The sequence below is a fragment of the Halomonas sp. HMF6819 genome (genome assembly GCF_044335525.1).
GTDB lineage: Bacteria > Pseudomonadota > Gammaproteobacteria > Pseudomonadales > Halomonadaceae > Vreelandella.
On sequence record NZ_JBIQVY010000002.1, the window covers coordinates 757,711 to 778,355 of the forward strand.

At 62.8% G+C, this 20,645-nt stretch carries 34 protein-coding genes and 1 tRNA gene; 23 read left to right on the forward strand and 12 right to left on the reverse strand.

Features of this window, described 5'->3' with window-relative positions:
- The 12 genes from ACGLWX_RS09485 to ACGLWX_RS09540 form a co-directional block, all read right to left on the reverse strand.
- A complete protein-coding gene (locus ACGLWX_RS09485) occupies nucleotides 1-354 on the reverse strand; it encodes a hypothetical protein (RefSeq protein ID WP_396239222.1) in 354 nt (117 codons plus the stop codon).
- Nucleotides 351-767, reverse strand: coding sequence for a hypothetical protein (locus ACGLWX_RS09490; RefSeq protein ID WP_396239224.1), 417 nt, complete (start codon nucleotides 765-767; stop codon nucleotides 351-353). The genes ACGLWX_RS09485 and ACGLWX_RS09490 overlap by 4 nt, the downstream gene beginning before the upstream one ends.
- A gap of 108 nt (nucleotides 768-875) precedes the next feature.
- On the reverse strand, nucleotides 876-1,490 hold the full coding sequence (locus ACGLWX_RS09495; RefSeq protein WP_396239226.1) for a hypothetical protein: 615 nt from the start codon (nucleotides 1,488-1,490) through the stop codon (nucleotides 876-878).
- 12 nt (nucleotides 1,491-1,502) lie between these two features.
- Nucleotides 1,503-1,754 (reverse strand): hypothetical protein, encoded by a 252-nt coding sequence (locus tag ACGLWX_RS09500; RefSeq protein WP_396239228.1) that lies wholly within the window; start codon nucleotides 1,752-1,754, stop codon nucleotides 1,503-1,505.
- A 9-nt stretch (nucleotides 1,755-1,763) separates the two neighbouring features.
- On the reverse strand, nucleotides 1,764-2,090 hold the full coding sequence (locus ACGLWX_RS09505; protein ID WP_396239230.1) for a hypothetical protein: 327 nt from the start codon (nucleotides 2,088-2,090) through the stop codon (nucleotides 1,764-1,766).
- Nucleotides 2,087-2,401 carry a hypothetical protein gene (locus ACGLWX_RS09510; RefSeq protein WP_396239232.1) on the reverse strand — a complete coding sequence of 105 codons (315 nt, stop codon included), beginning with the start codon at nucleotides 2,399-2,401 and terminating at the stop codon, nucleotides 2,087-2,089. Before ACGLWX_RS09510 ends, ACGLWX_RS09505 begins: the two co-directional genes overlap by 4 nt.
- 2 nt (nucleotides 2,402-2,403) lie before the next feature.
- On the reverse strand, nucleotides 2,404-2,817 hold the full coding sequence (locus ACGLWX_RS09515) for a hypothetical protein (RefSeq protein ID WP_396239234.1): 414 nt from the start codon (nucleotides 2,815-2,817) through the stop codon (nucleotides 2,404-2,406).
- A 179-nt stretch (nucleotides 2,818-2,996) separates the two neighbouring features.
- Nucleotides 2,997-3,245, reverse strand: coding sequence for a hypothetical protein (locus tag ACGLWX_RS09520; protein WP_396239236.1), 249 nt, complete (start codon nucleotides 3,243-3,245; stop codon nucleotides 2,997-2,999).
- 97 nt (nucleotides 3,246-3,342) lie between these two features.
- The gene (locus tag ACGLWX_RS09525) at nucleotides 3,343-3,675 is read right to left on the reverse strand and encodes a hypothetical protein (RefSeq protein WP_396239238.1); all 333 of its coding nucleotides are present in this window, start codon (nucleotides 3,673-3,675) and stop codon (nucleotides 3,343-3,345) included.
- A gap of 29 nt (nucleotides 3,676-3,704) precedes the next feature.
- Nucleotides 3,705-4,583 carry a hypothetical protein gene (locus ACGLWX_RS09530; RefSeq protein ID WP_396239240.1) on the reverse strand — a complete coding sequence of 293 codons (879 nt, stop codon included), beginning with the start codon at nucleotides 4,581-4,583 and terminating at the stop codon, nucleotides 3,705-3,707.
- On the reverse strand, nucleotides 4,580-5,458 hold the full coding sequence (locus tag ACGLWX_RS09535; RefSeq protein WP_396239241.1) for a hypothetical protein: 879 nt from the start codon (nucleotides 5,456-5,458) through the stop codon (nucleotides 4,580-4,582). Before ACGLWX_RS09535 ends, ACGLWX_RS09530 begins: the two co-directional genes overlap by 4 nt.
- On the reverse strand, nucleotides 5,391-5,888 hold the full coding sequence (locus ACGLWX_RS09540; protein WP_396239243.1) for a helix-turn-helix domain-containing protein: 498 nt from the start codon (nucleotides 5,886-5,888) through the stop codon (nucleotides 5,391-5,393). Before ACGLWX_RS09540 ends, ACGLWX_RS09535 begins: the two co-directional genes overlap by 68 nt.
- Before the next feature lie 141 nt (nucleotides 5,889-6,029).
- Between ACGLWX_RS09540 and ACGLWX_RS09545 the strand changes: the two genes are divergently transcribed.
- From ACGLWX_RS09545 to ACGLWX_RS09655, 23 genes are all read left to right on the forward strand, one after another.
- Nucleotides 6,030-6,296: a hypothetical protein gene (locus tag ACGLWX_RS09545; RefSeq protein ID WP_396239244.1), complete on the forward strand. Its 267-nt coding sequence runs from the start codon at nucleotides 6,030-6,032 to the stop codon at nucleotides 6,294-6,296.
- Between the two features lie 40 nt (nucleotides 6,297-6,336).
- Nucleotides 6,337-7,341, forward strand: a complete 1,005-nt coding sequence (locus ACGLWX_RS09550; RefSeq protein WP_396239246.1) for a DnaT-like ssDNA-binding domain-containing protein — start codon at nucleotides 6,337-6,339, stop codon at nucleotides 7,339-7,341.
- Nucleotides 7,307-7,975 carry a replication protein P gene (locus tag ACGLWX_RS09555; RefSeq protein WP_396239248.1) on the forward strand — a complete coding sequence of 223 codons (669 nt, stop codon included), beginning with the start codon at nucleotides 7,307-7,309 and terminating at the stop codon, nucleotides 7,973-7,975. Before ACGLWX_RS09550 ends, ACGLWX_RS09555 begins: the two co-directional genes overlap by 35 nt.
- A 2-nt stretch (nucleotides 7,976-7,977) precedes the next feature.
- The gene (locus ACGLWX_RS09560; protein WP_396239250.1) at nucleotides 7,978-8,307 is read left to right on the forward strand and encodes a hypothetical protein; all 330 of its coding nucleotides are present in this window, start codon (nucleotides 7,978-7,980) and stop codon (nucleotides 8,305-8,307) included.
- A complete protein-coding gene (locus tag ACGLWX_RS09565; RefSeq protein WP_396239252.1) occupies nucleotides 8,291-8,593 on the forward strand; it encodes a hypothetical protein in 303 nt (100 codons plus the stop codon). The genes ACGLWX_RS09560 and ACGLWX_RS09565 overlap by 17 nt, the downstream gene beginning before the upstream one ends.
- Nucleotides 8,574-8,858, forward strand: coding sequence for a hypothetical protein (locus tag ACGLWX_RS09570; protein WP_396239254.1), 285 nt, complete (start codon nucleotides 8,574-8,576; stop codon nucleotides 8,856-8,858). The genes ACGLWX_RS09565 and ACGLWX_RS09570 overlap by 20 nt, the downstream gene beginning before the upstream one ends.
- Nucleotides 8,855-9,181 (forward strand): hypothetical protein, encoded by a 327-nt coding sequence (locus tag ACGLWX_RS09575; protein WP_396239255.1) that lies wholly within the window; start codon nucleotides 8,855-8,857, stop codon nucleotides 9,179-9,181. Before ACGLWX_RS09570 ends, ACGLWX_RS09575 begins: the two co-directional genes overlap by 4 nt.
- Nucleotides 9,162-9,626 (forward strand): hypothetical protein, encoded by a 465-nt coding sequence (locus ACGLWX_RS09580; RefSeq protein WP_396239257.1) that lies wholly within the window; start codon nucleotides 9,162-9,164, stop codon nucleotides 9,624-9,626. Before ACGLWX_RS09575 ends, ACGLWX_RS09580 begins: the two co-directional genes overlap by 20 nt.
- Nucleotides 9,623-10,135: a VRR-NUC domain-containing protein gene (locus ACGLWX_RS09585; RefSeq protein ID WP_396239259.1), complete on the forward strand. Its 513-nt coding sequence runs from the start codon at nucleotides 9,623-9,625 to the stop codon at nucleotides 10,133-10,135. The genes ACGLWX_RS09580 and ACGLWX_RS09585 overlap by 4 nt, the downstream gene beginning before the upstream one ends.
- Nucleotides 10,132-10,788, forward strand: coding sequence for a hypothetical protein (locus ACGLWX_RS09590; protein WP_396239261.1), 657 nt, complete (start codon nucleotides 10,132-10,134; stop codon nucleotides 10,786-10,788). Before ACGLWX_RS09585 ends, ACGLWX_RS09590 begins: the two co-directional genes overlap by 4 nt.
- Before the next feature lie 121 nt (nucleotides 10,789-10,909).
- A tRNA-Met gene (locus ACGLWX_RS09595) sits at nucleotides 10,910-10,985 on the forward strand.
- Nucleotides 10,986-11,053: 68 nt separating this feature from the next.
- On the forward strand, nucleotides 11,054-11,605 hold the full coding sequence (locus ACGLWX_RS09600; protein ID WP_396239263.1) for a glycoside hydrolase family 104 protein: 552 nt from the start codon (nucleotides 11,054-11,056) through the stop codon (nucleotides 11,603-11,605).
- A 30-nt stretch (nucleotides 11,606-11,635) separates the two neighbouring features.
- Complete coding sequence (locus ACGLWX_RS09605; protein WP_396239265.1) at nucleotides 11,636-11,986, forward strand: phage holin, lambda family; 351 nt, start codon at nucleotides 11,636-11,638, stop codon at nucleotides 11,984-11,986.
- Nucleotides 11,974-12,438 (forward strand): hypothetical protein, encoded by a 465-nt coding sequence (locus ACGLWX_RS09610; protein ID WP_396239267.1) that lies wholly within the window; start codon nucleotides 11,974-11,976, stop codon nucleotides 12,436-12,438. The genes ACGLWX_RS09605 and ACGLWX_RS09610 overlap by 13 nt, the downstream gene beginning before the upstream one ends.
- Before the next feature lie 347 nt (nucleotides 12,439-12,785).
- Complete coding sequence (locus ACGLWX_RS09615; RefSeq protein ID WP_396239269.1) at nucleotides 12,786-13,286, forward strand: DUF1441 family protein; 501 nt, start codon at nucleotides 12,786-12,788, stop codon at nucleotides 13,284-13,286.
- Nucleotides 13,279-15,360 carry a phage terminase large subunit family protein gene (locus tag ACGLWX_RS09620; protein ID WP_396239271.1) on the forward strand — a complete coding sequence of 694 codons (2,082 nt, stop codon included), beginning with the start codon at nucleotides 13,279-13,281 and terminating at the stop codon, nucleotides 15,358-15,360. The genes ACGLWX_RS09615 and ACGLWX_RS09620 overlap by 8 nt, the downstream gene beginning before the upstream one ends.
- Before the next feature lie 9 nt (nucleotides 15,361-15,369).
- The gene (gpW, locus tag ACGLWX_RS09625; RefSeq protein ID WP_396239273.1) at nucleotides 15,370-15,594 is read left to right on the forward strand and encodes a gpW family head-tail joining protein; all 225 of its coding nucleotides are present in this window, start codon (nucleotides 15,370-15,372) and stop codon (nucleotides 15,592-15,594) included.
- Entirely contained in the window at nucleotides 15,594-17,084 is a 1,491-nt protein-coding gene (locus ACGLWX_RS09630; protein WP_396239275.1) for a phage portal protein, read from the forward strand. Before gpW ends, ACGLWX_RS09630 begins: the two co-directional genes overlap by 1 nt.
- Before the next feature lie 2 nt (nucleotides 17,085-17,086).
- Complete coding sequence (locus tag ACGLWX_RS09635) at nucleotides 17,087-18,268, forward strand: head maturation protease, ClpP-related (protein ID WP_396239277.1); 1,182 nt, start codon at nucleotides 17,087-17,089, stop codon at nucleotides 18,266-18,268.
- 35 nt (nucleotides 18,269-18,303) lie between these two features.
- A complete protein-coding gene (locus ACGLWX_RS09640) occupies nucleotides 18,304-18,669 on the forward strand; it encodes a head decoration protein (RefSeq protein ID WP_396239279.1) in 366 nt (121 codons plus the stop codon).
- A 66-nt stretch (nucleotides 18,670-18,735) separates the two neighbouring features.
- On the forward strand, nucleotides 18,736-19,743 hold the full coding sequence (locus ACGLWX_RS09645; protein WP_396239281.1) for a major capsid protein: 1,008 nt from the start codon (nucleotides 18,736-18,738) through the stop codon (nucleotides 19,741-19,743).
- A 10-nt stretch (nucleotides 19,744-19,753) separates the two neighbouring features.
- Nucleotides 19,754-20,059 (forward strand): hypothetical protein, encoded by a 306-nt coding sequence (locus tag ACGLWX_RS09650; RefSeq protein WP_396239283.1) that lies wholly within the window; start codon nucleotides 19,754-19,756, stop codon nucleotides 20,057-20,059.
- Nucleotides 20,059-20,643, forward strand: a complete 585-nt coding sequence (locus ACGLWX_RS09655) for a phage tail protein (RefSeq protein ID WP_396239284.1) — start codon at nucleotides 20,059-20,061, stop codon at nucleotides 20,641-20,643. Before ACGLWX_RS09650 ends, ACGLWX_RS09655 begins: the two co-directional genes overlap by 1 nt.
- The last annotated feature ends 2 nt before the right edge of the window (nucleotides 20,644-20,645 follow it).

The window sequence follows — 20,645 nt, forward strand, 5'->3', positions numbered from 1 at the left end:
TCAGGACTCCTTCCGGGGCGTGAGTAACTGGCCGTCGATCTGCATATTGCTTATGCCGATGGCGTTTAGATCCGGTAGTGATAGGCTTTCGCCTACCCAGCCGCCGGCGGCGCTTGGCTCAATTTCCATTGTCACCGTGAAGCCACCGACCCGGCCGATCACCACCTTGCCGGCCTTTGGGTAGAGCCGCCCGTCGTCGCCGTAGAGCTCGCCTGCGGCTTTTTCGCCGTAGGCTTTGGCCGTGGCTGCTGCCTCGATGATGGGGGCCATCAAATCGGTGAACGCCTGTTGAACGGCGGGCTTGTCGAGCCAAACGGATAACGACTCGATATTGGCTTTGCGCGGATCGTTCATTGTTTGGGGTCTCCCGGCCAGTTGACGTTCTGAGCGCCTGTCGCTGCTTTGTATTCCGCTTCGGTAATACCAAGTGCGGCGAAGAGGTGCATAACGCTGGGCATCGTGTCGGTTTCTTCGTCGTAAAAGTCCTCGACGACGTTTTCCCAGTACGGGTCTTCTTGATCGGTAATGGAGTCCAGCAAGCTGATGGCCTGCTGGCGATTGAGCTGGCCGGGCCACTCGGGCATCTGTTCAGACGTATCGCCAGAGACCGAAGCCTTTGCTTGCTCGGCGAGCGTGTCTTCACGCCCGTTCAGGTATCCGTTGTCATACGCGTGCTTGAACGCCGGGCCGTTCCGGTCAGCCAGCATTTCAATTTGCTTGGCGGCCTCTTCGGGGTTCTCGCGGCACCAGTTCGCGTCGATCGCCATGGTTGTCTCCTGCGGGCGGTGGTCAGTCATTGCGGTCTCCCTGTTTCGGCTGATCGCCCTGAGCTGGCGCGGGCTGTTTGAAAATGCGGTCGAAAGCGGCTTCGTCGATCATGCTTCCACCTGCTTGGCTGCGTCGTACTGCTGTATGGCCCATACGATGGCGTAGCAGCACCATAGGTAGTGGCCCTTCCACTGCTTGCAGTCGACCTCGAAGAAGTCGTTGAACATAAGTTCGCCATCGAACTCGAAGTCCAAGGCGCTTCGGAAGGCTGAGAATTCGTTCTCGCTTTCGCTGAGGACTTCGCTTTCCACGTCTTCCCAGGCTTTTTCCTTTTTAATCTCCGTCCATTCCTCGGTGGCCTGCTCGAACCACTCTCGGATTTTTGCCTCGAACTTCTCGGGTACCCACTCACGGGAAAGATTGTCGGGCGCTACATGCGGCCCAGCTTGCATCTTTTGGGCCCAGTAGCCCGGGTTGATCTCCAGTTCGCCACTGCGGAAGAAATCGAACATGTCTTTAACGCGCTGGAACACATAGCAGCCCATGTCGCCGCTGATGCAGAGGAACCCCGGCCAAGTGGTGACGTTGAAGCAGCGATCGCTGCTATCGGGACGAGCGCAGCGCAAGTGGCGATGCAGGCCATCGTCATGAATCACAGTGAGCTGGTGCTCGCCGATGGTTTCCTGGAAGCGTTCGAGCGGTGTTTTTTGCTGTGCGGTCATGGTCATTACCCCCTAAACGATGCGGCCGATGGCGGCGTAGATAAGTCGGTCGCACAGCTCAAGCGCGCGCGCGTCGTTACCGTTGCGGCGGGCTTCGTAGAGCGCATCGGCGAGCTGGGCGGTACCCTTTCCTTCAACCGGGTCGTAGCCATCGGCTAAGCCGATTGCTTCATGCTTTCGGCCGCGTTCTTGAAGCTCTTCGAGCAGCTCTTCCGTATCAAATTTGGAAAGCGAAACTTCAACCTCTACTGAAACGAATGGCATAAAGAGCTCCTAAAACTGAACAAGCTGAACAGGGCGGCCGGCGGTCTCCGGCACCGTAAACCGGGCGGGCACCTGCCGATCGGCAGCGAGCGCGGGTCCGGCCGGGCGCATGCCGGGGCATTGCTCGGCGGCGATGCCGCGATAGTCCGGCGCGCCGGTGCGCTGGTTGAGCGGCACGCCGCGCGCCTCTTCGGCCTGCCACACGGCGGCGTCGGTGCAGTAGCTGGTTAGCCAGTCCTGCCGGCGCTCGGCGTCGTCTTGGCTGAGCTGGCCCAGCACGAGGGCGGCGGCGATGGCGCCGCCGGCGAGCACGGCGTGTCGAATGCGGGTGGTCATTGGGCGGCGCCTCCGGTATTGGCGCTATCGAGCAGTAAGGCGCGCAGGTGATCGCGAACCAAGCGAATGTCGGCGAGGTCGGTGCCGGTCATGAACCACCGAAAGGCGGGGTTGTTTTTGGGCGCAGTACCTTCTGGCCACGAGGCGCATTCAACGCCCAGCGGACCTGTCGTGAATGCAACGCGGTATTTCTTCTGCAGCGTGACGGCCAGCGCCAGCTCCTGGCATTCGAGAAGCACGCACACTTGGCCGGACATGAGGCCGTGAGCGGCGAATACTTCGGTGACGGTTTTGGGGGCGTCGAGGCTCATGGCTATACGCCCTCCGAGCCGCGCTGACTGGCAATCAGTCGGCTGGCGCTATAGGGCGTACGGGTGCGCGACGGCTGGCGGTGGCGTTGGGCCGGAGTGTCGGGGCTGATGCTGCTGATCATCAGCGCCAGTAGTAGCGGGGCGATCCAGCCGCGGCGCATGGCTTCGGCTACGGCGGCGGTGGCGCGGTAGGCGTGCAAGTTGAAATAGAGCGCCTCGACCACGGTGCGAACCGAGGCGGGTGAAACGCCGCGTAGCCGGGCGATCTCCTTTTGCGTCAAACCTGCTGCGAGTCCGGCGACGACTTGGGCTTGCACTTGCGTGGGGAGGCCGCTTTTCCGGGCTCCATACTGGCAGCGCCAGCCGGCGAAGATGATGTGCTGTATCTCTGTGTTTGGGGTGACGTTGGCTTGCATGGGTTTGGCCCTTGGCGCAGTTCACAATAAGTACAGATTGTACCTATAGTACACTTATGTCAAGTACCAAAAGTACACATTATGCGAATTGAATGTGCCGAATACATAATCAGGCTGTTGAGCTGGGCAGGTAGAAAAAAACCGCCACTGGGGCGGTTCTTGGAAGGGCAGGCTGTCGGTCAGGTAGCTGCGGGCAGGAAGCGCATGATAGCGAAGACGAGGCCGGCGACGGTGATGATGGTGCCGACATTCCACATGATCATCTGGCGGCCCAGGGAGTGCATTTCGCCCCGCACCTTTTCAACCTCGAGGCGAACATCGTTCAACCCATCGCGCGTGGCATAGGTCGCCTTGATCGTCGCGAGATCATCACGAACGGAGCGCATGTCTTTTTCGAGGTGCTCTACACGGCTTTCGAGATTGCTCATGGGTGGCTCACCTCCTGAACTATCGCCACCACCGCCTCCACTACCAAGTGAGGCGCCGGTTGATTTAGGGGGCCCAATAAACCTGCCATTGATAACGTTACTCTTCACTATGAGAGTCCTCCATACGCTTCTCAAGGGCCCAGTCAAATATAAAACCTGCGGCGAACACCCAAGTATAGCCGCATGATTGACAGATAGCGGTACAGTGCCCTTTCGCACCATATCCTTCAGGACTCAGTATGGGAGAAGATGATAAATGCACTGGTCCATCGAAAGAATCAGCCTCAAACATTGGCACTTCTTCGCTACCACAAGCGGGGCATTTCATGCCTTGACACTTTTCATGCAAAAACGTAGCAAACTCGCCGCCGGTTAGATCAAATTCACTCGAGTCTCTGACTATTGCATTATTTTCAGTATCGTCGCTCATTGTTTAATCCAGACCACAAAATTTAAGGTTTAAGCTGCCCCACGCTCTTTCCACCATGCAATGGTCTGCTCGGCTAGCCCGGCGGTGGTGTCATCGCGTAACACTTTCACGCCCGAGCGCTCGAAGCGCTCCAGCTTGCGATAAGCCGCTTTCTCGACCTGGCTGCGCTCCTTGATGGTGAGCCCGCTGTCAGCATTGGGGATCAACACGGACATAGCCGCTTCACGTTGCGTATGGCCAGCAACCATCGCGAGATCGGCACCCGCCTGCAGAATATTGTTCTCCACCACCATGGGGCTCTTGTACCACGCGGATACCACCGACCCCACGGCAGAGGCAGACAGAAGCGGTACCTCCACATCCATCATCCGGCCTTTGCCGATCGAAATCTGCAGCGCTTCTTTCCTGATCACTTGGCTGGCGCTCAGACCCAGCCGCTCTTGCATGAGCAGGATGACGCTGGAGCATACCTTGTCCGATGACTGGTATCGAAACGCCGAGCGCGCCTGGTTTTTGCGCGGCCTTGCAAGCGTCACCACGTCCTCGAAAAACGCATCCACGATGCTTTCCGGGTCTTCGCCTTGGGCGAACAGGGCAGGGCCTAGTCGAATGGTATCGCTCAGGCAGTCCGGCAGGTTGCCTTTCGTGGTGTGCAGGTGCGCTTCAATGTCTACCAGCAGGTGCTGAAGGTGGTCCTGGTTGATGCGCGTGTCGTAAAGGCACTTCAGTCGATCGAAGGAGTCGAGCATGCGCACTTCGACCTGCGTGCCATGGGCGAACGCCACACCAACGTTCAGGAACTCGCACGCTGTGTCGTCGAGGCATAGGCTGATTGGTCGCCAGTGGCCGGTAATGGCGGGGCGGTCGTCAGCGGCCAATGTGTCCTTGAGTCGAGCTGCCAGTGTCATGCGATGAGGCCTATTGCCTTTTCATAATGGTCCGGGTCAAGCCGCTGCTCGAGAAAGTCGAGCACGCAGTCGATTTCATCCCCCGGTAGCGAGAGGTCAGACAGTGCCTCTCTTACTGCGATTTGTCCACTATCGCTGAAGGATGAGTGAAAACCAGTATAGGCCAATGCCCGCTTGCTCATGTTGGGCAATTTCTCATTCCAGCCGGGCTCGCCCAGCTCGGCCCAGTTTGCCATCAGGTTTCTCGCCTGCCGGGTCTTGAGAAAGCGTAGGGCCTGTGATTGCCACCCGCGCGACATGAACACCCGGCCGTGGTCGATCAGCGCCACCGCGCTGGTGCTGGTGTTGAGCACATTGCCCGGGTTGCGGTCGGTGTTGAGCGTCCACTCGTCGAAGGAGACCAGTTTGGGGAGTTCTTCGCGCTTGAGCAGGTCTTTGGCGATGCGCGCTTTCAGCTTGTCTTCAAAATCCTGCGAGGTGGTGCCGGTGGTGTGGTGAACGACCAGGTCCGGGTAGCAGAGGTCTTCGCTGAACCACGCGATGAAGGAGGGCTGCGGCGGCCCCGCCGTTTCACTGTCGGCGTGTGCCAGCACGTCAGAAGGGATCTGCTGGCGCTCCAGGTGGATAATGCCCGCCACGCTGGACACCTTGAAGCCACAAGCCCTTGCCAGCACATAGCCCACGGTTTCGTTAATGGCCTCACGATTTTCGACCGTGGCCCCTTGTTCCACCACTTGGTCCGGCAGCAGCTTGATGAAACACCGCCGGCTTTCTCCTTCGGCATGAAGGCGCGCCTTGAAGATTGGGTTAATCCCCGTTCGCGTCGGGCTCGGTAGATGGCCCAGCAGGGCGGTTTCGTTCAGCAGATGAATCATTGTTCCCCAGCTTTGCCTTGAGCCTCTCATGCGGGCTTTGGCGGCGGTCGTAGGTGTGTTCGGCGGGCCGTGCGGCGATACGGTTGGCGATCTGCTCGAGCAGAGTGAGGTCATCCTCAGTCAGACGGCCATCCTGTGCGGCTTGGGCGATGTTGTTGAGCATGCGTAGCGAGCGGGGTGAGGCCAGTTGCGCCAGCTCTTGCGCGTGCTCCTCGACGCGGTATGACGCGCTCGTGGCGCCACTCTTGCGCATGGGCTCGTGGCCGTACTCGAGCCATTCCTCTCTGACGTTTAGCCACTTGCTGAGCGCTACAAGCTTGTCGTGACCGGGACGTGCCTCACCGTTCAGCCATTTACTTGAGGCTTTGGGAGTGACGCGCGTAATCCTGGCGAGCCGAGCCCCCATCCCATGGCCATCTTCTCTAGCCAAGCGCATTGCTTCTTTTAATCGGGCGCTGAACCCGTCCCGCGAATCTATGTGAACCATAGGTTCCATAATTACACCGCTTGATTGTACTTGCAGTACAGGTCTAGTATGTACCCAAAGTACATTACTGGAGGTGGCAATTTCATGAGCCCATTACGTCATGCGATTCATTCACTGGGTGGGGTGGCTGAGTGCGCTCGCATTTGCGGAATCAGCAAGCGAGGCGTTTACAAGTGGATTCATCGCAACTCATTACCCCGCACCGAGTACACCGGTGAAACCCATCACGCCGAACGCATGGCCGCCGCCAGCGGTGGCGCGTTCACCGCTGAGTGGCTGCTCGAGCATGCCGGGCCGTCAACCGCTGATGCTCAGGTTAGCCCGAGTGAACCATCGGTTACGCCCACGTGAACGCGGTGATTATTCGTACAGGTATTTGTGAGGTGGCGACATGAACATAACCGCCGCGATGCTACCCGCGCTACTGGGCCGCCCGGTGGCCTATCAGGCCGTGTTTACCCGCTTGCCGGGTGTCACGGTGCAGGGCGCTATCTTCCTGAGCCAGGCGCTGTTCCTGACCAATACGCCCACCGCTGCCCGCCGTGAAGGCTGGTTCTGGAAAGAGCAGCAGGGCGAGCACGATAGCTGGGAATCTGAAACCGGTATGAGCGCCAAGCAGCAGGTCACAGCCCGTAAACAGCTGACCCAGATTGGCGTGCTCGAGGAGGTGCGCAAGGGCGTACCGGCCAAGACCTGGTACCGGGTCAATTCCGAGGCGCTGGCCACTCAATTAGCGCTGGCGCTGGCCGAGGAAACCGACGAACAACAGCCGCAAACGCCCGCCGCTGCCCAGAATCTCCCAACCGGAGAATCTGAAAACGCCCATTCGGAGAATCAAGAAGCGCCCGAAGGGAGCGCACAGAATCCCCCAATCGGCGGTTTCTTACAGAGACTACAACAGAGAGTACCCCCTCTCTCTCTGAGCGCGCGTGAGCCGAGCGTGTTCGAACGTGCCGCCCAGCAGGCCGACGACGGCGAGCCCGCCGCCGACCCGGTGAGCGATCGCAAAACCGCGATGACCCTCGACTGGGAACCCGAGCCCGAAACCTACCAGGTAGCGTGCCTGCAACGTGGGCTGGCGCCGGACGCCAACGTGTTTGACGCGCTGCTGGATTTTCGCGAGCACTTCGCAGCCCAGGCCCACCGCACGATGACCCACGCCGAGTGGACCCGCCGCTTTGCCAAGTGGCTCCACGAGAACACCAAGCGCCAGCAAGCCCAACAGACCCAGCCCGCCACCACCGGAGGCAACGCCCATGCAAACCGCCGCGACCGTACTCCCAAACGCCGTCTCACAGCTCAGGAAGCCCGGGCAGCCGACGAAGGGCGAGCGCCCGACACCGGCGCAGGGCAGACCCTCGATGGGGAATACCGGGCCCACGGTGGCGGCTGGTGACATCGACGAGTTGTTCAACGTGATGGGCGAGCTGTTCGGTGCCCGGTTCACGAGCGACTGGGGCGCGTATGACCAGACCGGCGCATGGTGGGCCGAGCTCCAGGCGCTGGCGCCGACACAGCTGGCCGTGGGCCTGCGCCGGGTACGCCAACGCGTACAGGACGCCGCCCGCGCCAGCGACACCGCCTGGCCGCCGATGCCCGCCGAGTTCGCCGCGCTGTGCCAGCCCAAGCCCGAAGACCTGGGCCTACCGACCGAGGCCGAGGCATGGCGGGAGGTGTGCGCCCACGCCCACCAGCCCGGCCAGCACACGTGGAGCCACGACGCCGTTCGCATGGCCGGCGCGGCCGTCGGGTGGTGGGAGCTGACCCACGGCGGCGGCGAGACCCGCGCCGGACGCCTCGAGCGCCAGTTTCGCCGCGAGTACGCCGCGCTGGTCAATCGCGTCATGGCCGGCGAGCAGCTGAGCGCCCGGGGCCTGATCGGCCACGACAGCACCATGACCCGGGCCGAGCGAGCCGAGCGCGCCAGCCGGGAAGCCGCGCAGCGCCAAGCCGGCGCAGCGGGCATGCCCGATCGGATGGATTCAACGCAAGGGCTGCGCATGCTGCGTGCCGCCCTGGGAGTACGATAACGATGATGACCAACCCTGTAATGCAACCCACCGGGCGGGAGGTTTCCGCCGAGGCGTTTCGCGAGATTCGCAAAAGCGGACGCGCCAACGCGTACCAGCGCCGCATCCTTGAGGAGCTCACCGCCGGGCCGATGACCCGCAATCAGCTCGCGGCCCGCATCCAGCGCCCGCTATCGAGCATTTGCGGCCGCTGCACCGAGCTGCTCGATGCTGATCTGGTGACCGTAAGCGGTACCACAAACGACAAACCGGCGCGGCAGTTGCTGGTGCTGACCGATAAGGGTCGCGTGCTGGCGCATGGCGAGGAGGTGGGTGATGCAAAAGCCGATTGAGGTGGGGTGCGTGGTCGTCGCGCTGCGCGGCGAGGTCGCCAACTGGGTGGGCGTAGCTGTTGAGTTCATCCCCGCCGGGCAGGCGTTCACCATTCACCCGGACGGAACGCGCAGCAGCGAGCAACTAGCCCGATTCAAGGGCGATGGCTGGGAAGTTGATTTTGCATCCGACGACAACATGACGTGGACCATCCCGGCCAGAGATTTGATGCGCATCGATGGCGGAGACGCCAGCACCGACGAAACCGAGCAGGAGGTCACACACGATGTCGAAGCGCTCGCTTAAACCCGTCGATCACCAAAACATCGTGCTGCGCCTGCTGACGCGCACGGGCCCGGCGGCGCCGGAGTACCTGGCGCAGTTGGCGCACGACCACGGCCTGCCGGTATCGCTGCACCAGATCCGCGTGGCGTGTGACGCACTGGTCGCCGAGCAGTACGCCGCCGGCGGTGGTGATCGGTACCGGCTGACCGAGTTTGGCGCGCGCGAAACACTGGCCGTGCCGCTGCTGGGGAGCTATCACCTCGAGCCGGTTGGGGGTGGGGCATGACTGAGCAAGCCAAGGGCGGCCCCCAAGCGCGCCGCGCCGCAATGCTATGCCAGAACCCGCGTTTCTGGCTGTACCTCGACCACCGCTGGCGCGCGAAGAACGCGCTCGAGTACCGCGAGTTTCCGGACGGCACGCACAATGCCGCTGGCGCTACCCGCGCCCTACGCCGGGCTTGCAGCATCCAGAGCCGCTCCGAGCTGGACCATAACGATGATGCCCGGGCCATGCTCGAGAAGATCGTGGCCGACTACCAGCGCTGGGAGCGTCAGCAGCGCATGAATGACCGTATAGCAGGAGGTGCCCATGCTCATAGCCTCGGATAACGCAGAGAGCACCGAGCGCTGTGCATTCAGGCCTACGGACGCGATGTGGCGTGAGGCGGTTTCCATGCTGTGCGAGCAGTGCCGTTATTTCCCTGGCTGCGAGGTCATCGAGGGCATGATCGAAATGAAGGACGGCGGACCCTGGCCAGCGGGTGGTTGGGTCACGGATCCGGGGGCGGGTATCACGTGCCTGTCGTATCAGCCGCGCGACGTTCGAACGCTGCAGATCGATGAACTGGACGAGGCGCTGGAGAACGCTGTGGAAATGTGCGGTGGCTGCGCAGCGCGAAAGGGCACCGATGCCAGCCAGGCGCTTCATACTCAGCGCGATTTTCGGCAGGCCGTGCGAGACCGCGGGCTGTTCACATGCCATCACGCCGGTAATGAGGGTAAGCCGTGCGGTGGATGGTGCAATGCAATCAAGCGCCAGCGGGTGGACGTATGACGACAACACGCAAACCCCGCCGCGTACTCGGTCCCGCTGGCGCCAGCACTGCGCCACGCAAACGGCCGGTCGACTGGGAGGGGCAGGAGCAGGCGGTGCTGATCCGGTGGTTACTCGGCGAGCGCCAGCGCGGCACTCCGGTGGGCACGCTCTACGATGTGACGTTTCATGTGCCCAACGGTGGCCAGCGCTCGAAATCCACCGGCGCCGCCATGAAGCGCCAGGGTGTCAAAAGTGGGGTCAGCGATCTGGTGGTGATGGATGCCCGGGGCGGTTGGTTTGGTCTCTATCTCGAATTCAAAGCGTCGGCCCCGCACACCGCCGCGCTGGCGCAGAGTCAGCACGACTGGCTGGCGCTGGCCGAAAAGCGCGGCTACTGCGCGGTGTTGGCGGTGGGGCTGGAGGAAGCTAAAGCGGTGTTGATCCGTTACGCGGAGCTGATGCCGACGTATCGCCATCATGATGAACGACCCGAATTGATCGGCACCGAATGGAGAAGGGGCGAATGAGCGCGGCACTACAACTGAACACAGGGGGCGCAATGCGCGATTATCGGAACATGGGCATTCAGCGACTGCGGGAGCTGGCGCGCGCGACACACCCCGGCCACGAGCTAGAGGCGACCCGCGCGTTCGTCGACCGGGTGCTCGACATGGAGGCCGAGCGGGTGACGTGGCACATGCACGAGAACGAGGGATTCCAGCCGTTCAGCCCGGCAGCGACGCTGGGGCAGCAGCCCGGTGGCGGTACTGCGGCGGCGGAGCCGTTGGCGATCGCGTATGAGCGGGGTAGCCGGGTGAGCGCGGCGCATGAGTTCGCCCGGGCGTGGCTCGAGTCGGCCCGGCTGCGTCCGCGCGCCCGGCTGGCGGTGCTGATCCGCGCGGCGAAGCTGCACCCGATGCCGACCCAGCAGGCGGCGCCCTGGGCCGAGTCCTACGATTTCATCGCCAAGCACCTGCCGATCTACTCGCGCATGCTGCAAATGGGGTCTCTGTCGGTGATGGGGGACATTGTGCCGACGGTGGTGGAGACCGATAAAAAGGGTGTGCAGCACCTGGTGCCGAACAAGCATCGGTCGGATGCGATATTCAAGAACGGTGAGGCAATCAAGAACGCTGGAAAGCAGGCGCGAGCGTCGCTTTTGCTACTGGCGCAAGTTTAGCTACTACATGTTGTGCAAATAACCCGATTGGCTTACTATGTTTCTAGGCTGGCGCTAACTGACGCTGGCCGCCACACATTAAAGAGCCCTGCCGGTCACCCGGCGGGGCTTTTGCGTTTCTAGCGGCTGTAGACCACTGGCAGGTTGCCGGGCTCATATCCCGGAGAGAGCGGGTTCGATTCCCGCCGCCGCTACCACTTCCCAGCGTTCGCTTCACGGCGTTCCTTGCCCCGTCGTGCGGGGTCTTTCTATTCCATGGTGCCGTATGCCCGTTATCACTCCCGCCCACGCCGGCGGCGTCAACGTGTGCGCGTTTCTCGACATGATCGCGTTCGCCGAGCTGCATACGCCGATGCTGATCGACCCGCGCACGGACAACGGCTACCGCATCATCGTCGGCTCGCTACCGAGCAAGTTGAATTTGATGAACAGCTACGACGACCACCCGCGCGAGCTCGTTCATATCCGGAAAGGATTGAGCAGCACGGCGGCGGGGCGATACCAGATACTGTCCCGCTTCTGGGATCACTATTGCAAAACGCTGGCGCTGCCCGATTTCGGGCCGCTGAGTCAGGACCGGTACGCGATCCAGCAGCTGCGCGAACAGCGGGCGCTGCCGCTGATTCAAGCTGGGCACATCAAGGAGGCGATCGCCCGCTGCGCGAATATCTGGGCATCGATGCCTGGCGCAGGGTACGGTCAGCACGAGCACACCGTTGAGCGCTTGCTTAAAGAGTACCAGCGCGCCCGGGGCGTGCTGTGTGATGCAGACAAGACCTGGTACGAGCGGGCGTTACTCAAGCGTCGCGCTGCTTAAACACTCTCCGGCCGCTGAGGTGGCCACACCATGCACAAACCCTACGAGCCGGATGCGATGCCGAACAAAGATCCCAGCAACTGGCACGCGCTGATGGACTTCATCCTGAGCGTGTGGCCGCAGATATACGCCGCCGGGCTGGCCATGCTCATTGCCCTGGTGCGCGCTATTCACGCAGGAGGGCGACCCATGAAGAGTTTCCTCGAGGCTGTGCTGTGTGGCTTTCTCACGTTGTCGTTGATGCCGCTGCTCGAGTATTTCGGTATCTCGCAAAATATGGCGGTAGCCGCGGGCGCGGCCATTGCTTTCCTGGGTGTCGAGTGGGTGCGGGACAAGCTCGACGCGCTGTACGAGAAAGCCATTGGTCGGTGGCTCAAATGATTGGGCGCTGGCTGAGTAGCTTCACACCGTGGCTGATTGCAGGCCTCATCGCTCTGCTGGTGTTTCAGTTTCAGTATGCGCAGCAGATGGATGCCGAGCGCCAGTTGGCAGAGCTAAGGGAAGAGCACGAGCGCAACCGCGCCGACATTCTGCTTGAGAATCAACGCGACCTACGCCAGCAGAACGCGACGCTCAACCGCTCGCTGGCTGAGCGTGACAGGTTACTGGGCGAGATCGCCGACGACATGAGCGCCAGCCGTACCGCGCTTGAGCAACTGGGAGAGACCGATGCAGAATCGCGCGCTTGGATGGATGAGCCTGTGCCTGCTGGCATTGCTGAGTGGGTGCGCCAGCTCCAGACCGGCGCTGCCCGCGACTATGGATCAGTGCCCGATCGTGCCCGCCCACCTTACCAGCGAGCTGCCGGCGCCCCGGCTGATACTGCAAGGTAACAAGGGGCTGCTAGAGCTGCTCGCTCAATACGAAGCGCTGCGCCGCCGGGTGAATGCTGATCGGTCGGCGACCGCCTCCATACTGCGCGTCGACCACAGCGATTAATGCACCGCGATGGTGCGAAAAAACGTGGGTCCTTCCCAGCAAGAATGCGTAGTCCACGGGGGCAAGCAGCCCCGGATTTCGTGAAATTTTCGGGTTTTCAGGGTGTACCGCCGCAGGTGGTATCAATCCCGCGCGGCTGCTGGGCGCGTGACCTGAGCGAGCTGTACATCGCGGCCCCCGTTTTCAATCAATTCATGTACAGGTGAGCGGGGGTTAAACGCGCCGCAAGAGGTGGGCATCTATGTGCGACGTGGTGGACAGCAAAGATGCCTATAACTGGTCGGTGTCGCGTATCGCCCAGGCGTTTGGAATGGACCGGCGAACGGTCACGAAACGGCTACAGGAAAGCGGCGTACTGCCGGCCGGCTCGAAGCGGGGAAACCCGGTATATGCGCTGGCCGATGTTGGCCCCGCGCTCTTTCAGGAAAAACAGGCGGTCGCCGGCGGTCTGGATCTCGACCAGTACCCGGACGCCCGCAAGGCCTGGTACCAGTCGGAAAACGAGCGCCTGAAGTTCGAGAAGGAAATCAAGACGCTGATTCCGTCACACGAATTCGCCCGGGAGTTGAGCAGCCTGGCCAAGTCGGTGGCGGCGGGGCTGGATTCGTTGCCCGACATGCTCGAGCGCGATGCCGGGCTGGACCCGGACGCAATCGTTCGCGTTCAGGACGTTATCGACGCGCTGCGCGAGCAGATGTATCAGGCGGTCGTGGCAGATCGGGAGGGTGGCGACGATGGATAAAACCGCGAACGCCGCCGCGATCCGCCACGACGTGGCCACGCTGCTACGCCCGCCGCGCCGGGTGCGGGTGAGCGAATCGGTCGCCGAGTCCATGTACGTGGTTCACGGCAACGGCACGAAAACGCTCTGGAAGCCCGACAAGACCCCTTACATGGTCGAGCCGATGGACTGCATGGGCTCGCGCAAATACGATGCGGTGATCTTCATTGGCCCCGCGCGTACCGGCAAGACCATCGGCCTGATCGACGGGTTCATTTGCTACAAGATCATCAACGACCCGGCGGATGGGCTGGTGGTGCAGATCACCGAAGCCAAGGCCGCCGAGTACAGCAAGAAGCGCTTAAAGCGCAGCTTCAACGCCTCGCCGGACATCGCTTCGCGGCTCAGTCCGCGCGGGCACGATAACAACGTCCACGACATCACGTTCAAGGCCGGCAACATGCTGGCGATCAAGCACCCCTCGAAAAACGTGTTCGCGTCGTCGGACTACCAGTTCGTGCTGCTGACCGACTACGACCGGATGACCGAGAATGTGGGCGGCGAGGGCTCGGGCTGGGTGCTGGCCAGCAAGCGTACGCAGACGTTCGGCTCCACCGGGATGACCGCGGTGGAAAGCTCGCCGGGCCGTCCGGTGCTCGATGCCGACTGGGTGCAGCCGGAAAGCGAGCCACACAAGGCACCGCCCACCACCGGCGCGCTGGATCTCTACAACCAGGGCGACCGCCGCCGGCTTTATTGGCAGTGCCCGGAAGACGCGTGTCGCCAGTGGTTTCAGCCGATACAAGAGAATTTCAACATGGAGAGCGGGCACGCGTTTTGCCCGCACTGCGCCGTCGAGGTCGACCCCAGGCTAAAGCGCGAGCTGAACATCGCCGGGCGCTGGATACCCGAGGGCTGCGAGCTGACCCTTGACGGCGAGCTGATCGGCACGCCGCGGCAAACCCGGATCGCGTCGTTCTGGATGGAAGGCCCGGCGGCCTCGGATCAAACGTGGGCGTCGCTGGTGAGCAAGCTGGCCGCCGCCGAGGAGACGTTCCAAACCACCGGCAACCAGAAGGATCTCCAGTCGGTCACGAACGTCGACTGGGGTCGGCCCTACATCAACCGCACCCCGGGCACGAAGCGCTCGAGTCAGCGGCTCAAGGATCGCGGCGAAGGCTACCAGGCGCGCACCGTGCCCCACGGCGTGCGCTTTCTTACGGCGGCCGTCGACGTGCAGGGCGGCAAGAATCGCCGCTTTGTCGTGCAGATCCACGGCTGGGGGCCAAACCGCGAAACGTGGGTGATCGACCGCTTCAACATCAAGGAAGATCGCGGCCCGGATAACGACCAGCTCGCCCGGCAGATCAACCCGATGACGCAGCCCGAGGATTGGGATTTGCTCACGCGCGACGTGCTCAAGCGCACCTACAAGCTCGCCGACGGCACCGGCCGGCGCATGCCGATACTGGCCATGGCCGTCGATACCGGCGGCGAGGGCAAGGGCACCGAAAGCGTCACCTCGCAAGCCTACGAATACCACCGCCGCCTGATGCGCGAGAGCGACGGCCTGCATGGCCGCGTTTACCTGCTCAAGGGCGGCAGCGGCAAGACGAACAGCCGTATCCGCAAGACCGAGCCGGATAACACCAAACGAAAGAACCGCAAGAGCGGCGCGCGCGGCGACGTGCCGCTGTACCTGCTGGGCACCGACCTGCTCAAGGACACCGTGGCCGCGATGATCGACCGCGAACAGCCTGGCGCCGGGTACATGCACACGCCGGACTGGCTGCCGCTCTGGTGGTTCGACGAGCTGACCTATGAGGTACGCGACCCGGCCAGCGGCAAGTGGTCGAAGCCCGGCGGCAAGGCGAACGAAGCGTTCGACCTGTTTGTTTACAACCTGGTCGTGTTCATCCTGCTGCAGGGCGAAAAGATCGACTGGCAAGCACCGCCCACCTGGGCAGATCACTGGGACGCCAATTTGCTGGTGTACACCCCGGACGACCCCGACGCCGCGATTCCCGAACCACCCAAAGACAGGCCCGCCCCCCAGGCGCGCCGCCGTCGCCGCGTCGTGAAGCCAAAACTCTAGGAGCCGCCCATGGCCTACACCCCCGATCAGCTTGCCGAGGTTCGGCAGGCCATCGTTGCGCTGAGTACCGGCCAGCGCGTTGTCTCGATCACGCAGAATGGCCGCACGGTGCAGTTCGCCCAGGCGAACCTCGGCGATTTGAAAGCATTCGAACGTGAAATGGCACGCGCAGTGGCCGCTGATCGCCGCCGCCGTAGCCGCACACGGTTGGTCACGACCAACAAGGGGCTTTGATGGTCACGAACAAGCCCCGCATTCGCATGACGGTACGCGACGGCCAACAGGTGCCGGTACGTGCGTATTACGAAGGTGGAAGCCACAAGCGCCGGATGGCGGGCAAGGGCACCGCCGTGACCGGCCCGAACGGCCCCATCGAGAATTCGCTTGCCACGCTGCAGGCGCGCAGTCACCACGCGATCCGAAACAACGCCTACGCCGCCAGTGCGAAAGAGAAATACGTTTCCAACCTGGTGGGCACCGGCATCAAGCCCCAGTGGGGCGACCCCAAAATACAAGCGCTATGGGATGAGTGGGTCAGCGAAAGCGACGCCGACGGCATCGACAATTTTTACGGCCAGCAGGCGCTCGCCGCCGGCGCGCAGTTCGAGGCCGGCGAGGTGCTGGGGCGGTTTCGGTACCGTCGCACCAGTGACGGTCTGAGTGTGCCCCTGCAGCTGCAGGTGATCGAGGCCGAACACCTAGACCCGACCTACTCCCAGTCGTTTGGCAATCGCCTGATCAAGATGGGCATTGAGTTCAACGCCATCGGCCAGCGCAGCGCGTACCACCTGTGGCGGTACCACCCGCATGAAAACCTGACCAGCTCGCTCAATACGCGCGTGCAGGTGCCGGCGGATAACGTCGTTCATATGTACCGCCGCACCCGCCCCGGGCAGCTGCGCGGGGTGCCGGAGCTGACGGCGGTCATCGTCCGGCTATACGAAATCGACGAGATGCAGGACGCCACGCTGGCCCGGCAAAAGCTGGCGCAGCTGTTCGGCGCGTTCGTGAAGCGCAAGACCAGTCATGACCTCGAGGATGACGGCCCCAACTTCGGCTCGCTGGTGCGCCCCCCCGGTGAAATGGACCAGCTCGACGAGTTCACGCCGGGCGGCATCCACTACCTCGAGGATGACGAGGAAGTGACGTTCTCGACACCGCCGGACATTCAGGGCCAGTACACCGAGTGGCTGCGTAGTGAGCTTTTGGCGGTGGGCGCGGGCGCCGGGCTGACATATGAGCAGATGACCGGCGACCTCAAGGGCGTCAACTACTCGAGCATCCGCGCGGGCCTTTTGGAGTTTCGCCGCCGTGCCGAAATGCTCCAGGCGCAGTTGATCGTCCACCAGTGGTGCCGGCGCATCTCCGCCAAATGGCTCGACGTGGCCGTGACCAGCGGCGCGCTACGCATCCCCGACTACTGGCAAAAGCGTAAGCAGCTGCTCGCGATCGACTGGATCGCGCCTAAATGGTCGTGGGTCGACCCGCTCAAGGAAGTATCCGCCGACCTGATGGAAGTACGCGCTGGCCTCGCCCCGCGCAGCGAGAAGGCCGGTGAGCGCGGTTGGGCTATCGAGCTGCTCGACGCCGAGATCGACAGAGGCAATAAGAGCGCCGACCGCTACGGGCTGGTGCTGGATTCCGACCCCCGTAAGACCGCGAAAAATGGCGGGCTCCACAACGCGCTGGAAGCCTTGGCCGCCACCGAAGAAGAGGACGACTGACCATGAAGCCCTGGTTTAAAACCCGGGCGCTCGCGGATAACCCGCGCCGCGCCCACGTAGTGATCGACCGCCCCATTGGTTCGGATTATGCCCCGGACTGGATCAAGGATTTTGTCAGCGAGCGCCCCGCCCGCGACTTCATCGCCGCCGTGGACGCCCTGGGCGATCTCGACGACATCGACCTGGAGATCAACACCCCGGGCGGCGACGTGGCCAGTGGCGTGCGGATCTTCAACTACCTGAAAAACCACCCGGCCAAGGTTCACGTTCGCGTGACCGGACAAGCGGCGAGCATCGGCGTGGCGATCATGCTGGCGGGTGACACCCGCACCATGGGCGTTGGCACCACGATCATGACGCACCGGGCCAGTTCGCTCATGGTCGGGTTTTTCAATGCTCAGGAAATGCGCGACACCGCCGACAACCTCTCGAAATTCGACGACGCGCTGGTCGACCTGATGGTGACGGTGACGGGCAAAAGCGCCGACGAAATCAACGCGCTGTTGGACGGTGGCGATACGGTCATGGGCGCCGATGAGGCCATCGAAATGGGCTTCGCCACTGACAAGGACGCCAAGCTCGAGGCAGTGGCCTGCAGTGACCCGGCCATGTTTATGCGACAGCTCAGGGACTACGGCGAGCTGGTCAACCTGCGCGCCCGGGTAGCCGGCGGCAACGCCACCATGAGCGCCGCCGACGCGCTGGCGCTGGCGTTCGACCTGACCCCCGAGGAAGCCGAAACCCAAGCCGCTGACCTGGGCGACCAGATTATCGCGCTACGCCAACAGGCCGGCGGTAGCGGCGAAGGTCAACCGCTGGCGCTGATCGCCTCGGCGCTGGGGCTGGAAGCGTCCGCCATCCAGCAAACCCCGCAAGCCGCCGTCGACGCCATCCAGACGCTGCAGGCGGCCCAGCCCGAGCAGGCGGTGGCAGCTGAGCGTACTCGGGTGAGCAGCATCATCAAGGCCTGCCAGACCGCCGGCCAGCCGCAGCTGATGGACAAGCTGATCGGCAACGGCATGGCCGAGCAGCAGGCCAGCGAATACATCTACGACGTGGCGGCCGCCGGCGGCGACAGCCAGAACATTCACAACAGCCATTCCCCCGAAGGCGGGCAGAAGCAAAAGGCGCAGCCCAACTACGTCAATGCCTACGCTCGCTACAACCGCAAGCCCGGCGCATAACGGGCGCTTCACTCCACTGACCAGGAGCATGACCCATGCCCAAGATTCAACACGAAGGCCCGCGCACGGGCGAGCACGTACTTTCCGAAGCCCGCGGCGCTCGCTCGCGCGAGCAGGGCGTACTGGCCGAAGGCAAACACGTCGCGGGTACCGTGCTGGCGCTGAATGCCACCGGCGACTACGTGGCGGTGAAGCCCGGCGCCGACGACGGCACCGGCGAAGCCAAGGCAGTGCTCTACGCCACCACCGACGCCACCGAGGCCCCGCAGCCGATCACCGTGCATGTGCGCGCTTGCGAGGTACACGGCGCTGCGCTGACGTGGCCGGAGGGAGCCGACGAGGCCGCCATCGCTGCCGGTACCAACGATCTTGTGACGCGCGGCGTCATCGTTCGCGACTGAAATCCGACATCGAGCGTGGCGTCTATAGGCGGCACGTAACCCTGAATCCAGCAAGAGAGGCACCCCATGTCTGATAATGTTTTTGAAAGCGATGCGTTCAGCCTGAAATCCCTTACGGCGGCCATCAACGAGGTCGAGTACACCCCGCGCCGCTTGGGTGAGCTGGGCATTTTTGAAGCATCCGGCATCACCACCACCCAAGTAGTGATCGAGAAGGACGGCGACAAGCTGGCGCTGGTCGAGTCCAAGCCGCGCGGCGCACCGGGAACGGTCGTGGGCGGAAGTCGCCGCAGCGCGATCCCGTTCATGACCGCGCACTTGCCTACTACTGCCACGATTCTCGCCGATGAGGTGCAGGGCGTGCGCGCGTTCGGTACCGAGGACACCGCCGAGCAGCTGCAAACCGTCATCAACGGACGGCTGGCCAAAATGGCGCGGCGTATCGATATTACCCATGAGTACCACCGTATTGGTGCGGTGAAGGGACTGGTGCTCGATGCGGATGGTAAGCACGTGCTGTATGACCTGTTCAAGGCATTCGGCATGGAGCAAATCGTTATTCCCATGGCGCTGGACGCCCCCGGTACGGACCTGCAAGGGAAGTCTCTGGACATCCTCGAAGCCATGGAGGAGGGCTTGGGAGATCTGTTCTTCGACGGTGGCCGTGTGCTGTGTGGGCAAGAGTTTTGGCGAATGTTCGTCACACACAAGTCGGTCAAGGCGGCTTTCGAGCGCTTCATGGAAGGAGAGAAGAATCGTAGCGATCTGCGCACACCGTTCTATTTCGGCGGTTTGTTCTGGGAGCGCTATCGCGGCACGGTGAACGGGGAGCCCTTCGTAGCTTCCAAGGAAGCCTATGCCATGCCCATGGGGAGCGATGACCTGTTCATCAGCCGCTTCGCCCCGGGCGACTACATGGACACCGTCAACACGCTGGGCCTGCCGTTCTACAGCTCGTCCAAGATTCTCGACCACAACAAGGGCGTGGAGCTGGAAGCGCAATCCAACCCCGCGCACCTCAACACCCGGCCGAAGTCGTGTATCAAGCTGGTGGCCGGCGGCACCGTCGAGTAACGGGTGAGCCATGGCCTTCTTCGACCAGTACGCGCACCGCCTGAACCAGGCGGCGATCGACTACCTGAGCGACGGCACCGGCACCTACCACCCCGGCAACGGGCGCGACGTGTCAGGCGTGCCGTACCAGCTCAACCTGACCTTTGAAACGATCGACTCGCAGGGCTTTAGCGTGCGAGTACGGGCGCTGACGCTGCCTAAAGATCAGATCGGCGAGCTGGGCGAGTACGACGCGTTCACGGTGGGTGATCGGAAATGGCGCTTTAACGGCCTGCTCGAGGACGACGGCTACTTTGTAACCTTCGAGGTGACGTGATGCTCAACGGCTACCGGCACAACATCAACGAGCTGCAGGCGCTGAAAAAGCGCTTCGACCCGAAAACCGTCGAGAAGGCGTTTAGTCAGGCGCTGGATCGCACGACCCGTAAAGCCGCGACGCATATCTCGCGGGACATTCGCGGCACCTACACCGTAAGTGCGGCGGACGTTAAAAACCGGCTCAAGATCCAGCGTGCGCGGCGTGACGCGTCGCGTTCGCTGCTCTACACCGGGCGGCGCCTGCCGCTGGACAACTTCAAACCCAAAGAGCGCATGGTGCGCACCACGGCCACCAGCCGCCGGGGCAAGCGGTTCAAGACCCGGCGGCGCGGGGCCACGGTGCGGGTACGCAGGGACACCGGGCGGCAGCTGGTAAACGGCGGGTGGCTTGCCAAGGGGCGCGTGCTGCGCCGGGCGGATTCCGCCGACAACCGTAGCCAGCCGCGTATGCAGTTTGGCCCCTCGATCCCCGGGATGGTCGCCCACGAATCCACGATCAAGAGCGCCCAGGCCATGGTGCGCGAGGATCTGCCCCGGCAGTTCAGCGACCGCATGGACTACCTGCTGGGTCGCCAGGAGTAACC

Bases quoted from the DNA above. Each gene is read 5' to 3' on its own strand.
- ACGLWX_RS09485 (WP_396239222.1), bottom strand. From the start codon at position 354: ATGAACGATCCGCGCAAAGCCAATATCGAGTCGTTATCCGTTTGGCTC.
- ACGLWX_RS09490 (WP_396239224.1), bottom strand. From the start codon at position 767: ATGGCGATCGACGCGAACTGGTGCCGCGAGAACCCCGAAGAGGCCGCC.
- ACGLWX_RS09495 (WP_396239226.1), bottom strand. From the start codon at position 1,490: ATGACCGCACAGCAAAAAACACCGCTCGAACGCTTCCAGGAAACCATC.
- ACGLWX_RS09500 (WP_396239228.1), bottom strand. From the start codon at position 1,754: ATGCCATTCGTTTCAGTAGAGGTTGAAGTTTCGCTTTCCAAATTTGAT.
- ACGLWX_RS09505 (WP_396239230.1), bottom strand. From the start codon at position 2,090: ATGACCACCCGCATTCGACACGCCGTGCTCGCCGGCGGCGCCATCGCC.
- ACGLWX_RS09510 (WP_396239232.1), bottom strand. From the start codon at position 2,401: ATGAGCCTCGACGCCCCCAAAACCGTCACCGAAGTATTCGCCGCTCAC.
- ACGLWX_RS09515 (WP_396239234.1), bottom strand. From the start codon at position 2,817: ATGCAAGCCAACGTCACCCCAAACACAGAGATACAGCACATCATCTTC.
- ACGLWX_RS09520 (WP_396239236.1), bottom strand. From the start codon at position 3,245: ATGAGCAATCTCGAAAGCCGTGTAGAGCACCTCGAAAAAGACATGCGC.
- ACGLWX_RS09525 (WP_396239238.1), bottom strand. From the start codon at position 3,675: ATGAGCGACGATACTGAAAATAATGCAATAGTCAGAGACTCGAGTGAA.
- ACGLWX_RS09530 (WP_396239240.1), bottom strand. From the start codon at position 4,583: ATGACACTGGCAGCTCGACTCAAGGACACATTGGCCGCTGACGACCGC.
- ACGLWX_RS09535 (WP_396239241.1), bottom strand. From the start codon at position 5,458: ATGATTCATCTGCTGAACGAAACCGCCCTGCTGGGCCATCTACCGAGC.
- ACGLWX_RS09545 (WP_396239244.1), top strand. From the start codon at position 6,030: ATGAGCCCATTACGTCATGCGATTCATTCACTGGGTGGGGTGGCTGAG.
- ACGLWX_RS09550 (WP_396239246.1), top strand. From the start codon at position 6,337: ATGAACATAACCGCCGCGATGCTACCCGCGCTACTGGGCCGCCCGGTG.
- ACGLWX_RS09555 (WP_396239248.1), top strand. From the start codon at position 7,307: ATGGGGAATACCGGGCCCACGGTGGCGGCTGGTGACATCGACGAGTTG.
- ACGLWX_RS09560 (WP_396239250.1), top strand. From the start codon at position 7,978: ATGATGACCAACCCTGTAATGCAACCCACCGGGCGGGAGGTTTCCGCC.
- ACGLWX_RS09565 (WP_396239252.1), top strand. From the start codon at position 8,291: ATGCAAAAGCCGATTGAGGTGGGGTGCGTGGTCGTCGCGCTGCGCGGC.
- ACGLWX_RS09570 (WP_396239254.1), top strand. From the start codon at position 8,574: ATGTCGAAGCGCTCGCTTAAACCCGTCGATCACCAAAACATCGTGCTG.
- ACGLWX_RS09575 (WP_396239255.1), top strand. From the start codon at position 8,855: ATGACTGAGCAAGCCAAGGGCGGCCCCCAAGCGCGCCGCGCCGCAATG.
- ACGLWX_RS09580 (WP_396239257.1), top strand. From the start codon at position 9,162: ATGCTCATAGCCTCGGATAACGCAGAGAGCACCGAGCGCTGTGCATTC.
- ACGLWX_RS09585 (WP_396239259.1), top strand. From the start codon at position 9,623: ATGACGACAACACGCAAACCCCGCCGCGTACTCGGTCCCGCTGGCGCC.
- ACGLWX_RS09590 (WP_396239261.1), top strand. From the start codon at position 10,132: ATGAGCGCGGCACTACAACTGAACACAGGGGGCGCAATGCGCGATTAT.
- ACGLWX_RS09600 (WP_396239263.1), top strand. From the start codon at position 11,054: ATGCCCGTTATCACTCCCGCCCACGCCGGCGGCGTCAACGTGTGCGCG.
- ACGLWX_RS09605 (WP_396239265.1), top strand. From the start codon at position 11,636: ATGCACAAACCCTACGAGCCGGATGCGATGCCGAACAAAGATCCCAGC.
- ACGLWX_RS09615 (WP_396239269.1), top strand. From the start codon at position 12,786: ATGTGCGACGTGGTGGACAGCAAAGATGCCTATAACTGGTCGGTGTCG.
- ACGLWX_RS09620 (WP_396239271.1), top strand. From the start codon at position 13,279: ATGGATAAAACCGCGAACGCCGCCGCGATCCGCCACGACGTGGCCACG.
- gpW (WP_396239273.1), top strand. From the start codon at position 15,370: ATGGCCTACACCCCCGATCAGCTTGCCGAGGTTCGGCAGGCCATCGTT.
- ACGLWX_RS09630 (WP_396239275.1), top strand. From the start codon at position 15,594: ATGGTCACGAACAAGCCCCGCATTCGCATGACGGTACGCGACGGCCAA.
- ACGLWX_RS09635 (WP_396239277.1), top strand. From the start codon at position 17,087: ATGAAGCCCTGGTTTAAAACCCGGGCGCTCGCGGATAACCCGCGCCGC.
- ACGLWX_RS09640 (WP_396239279.1), top strand. From the start codon at position 18,304: ATGCCCAAGATTCAACACGAAGGCCCGCGCACGGGCGAGCACGTACTT.
- ACGLWX_RS09645 (WP_396239281.1), top strand. From the start codon at position 18,736: ATGTCTGATAATGTTTTTGAAAGCGATGCGTTCAGCCTGAAATCCCTT.
- ACGLWX_RS09650 (WP_396239283.1), top strand. From the start codon at position 19,754: ATGGCCTTCTTCGACCAGTACGCGCACCGCCTGAACCAGGCGGCGATC.
- ACGLWX_RS09655 (WP_396239284.1), top strand. From the start codon at position 20,059: ATGCTCAACGGCTACCGGCACAACATCAACGAGCTGCAGGCGCTGAAA.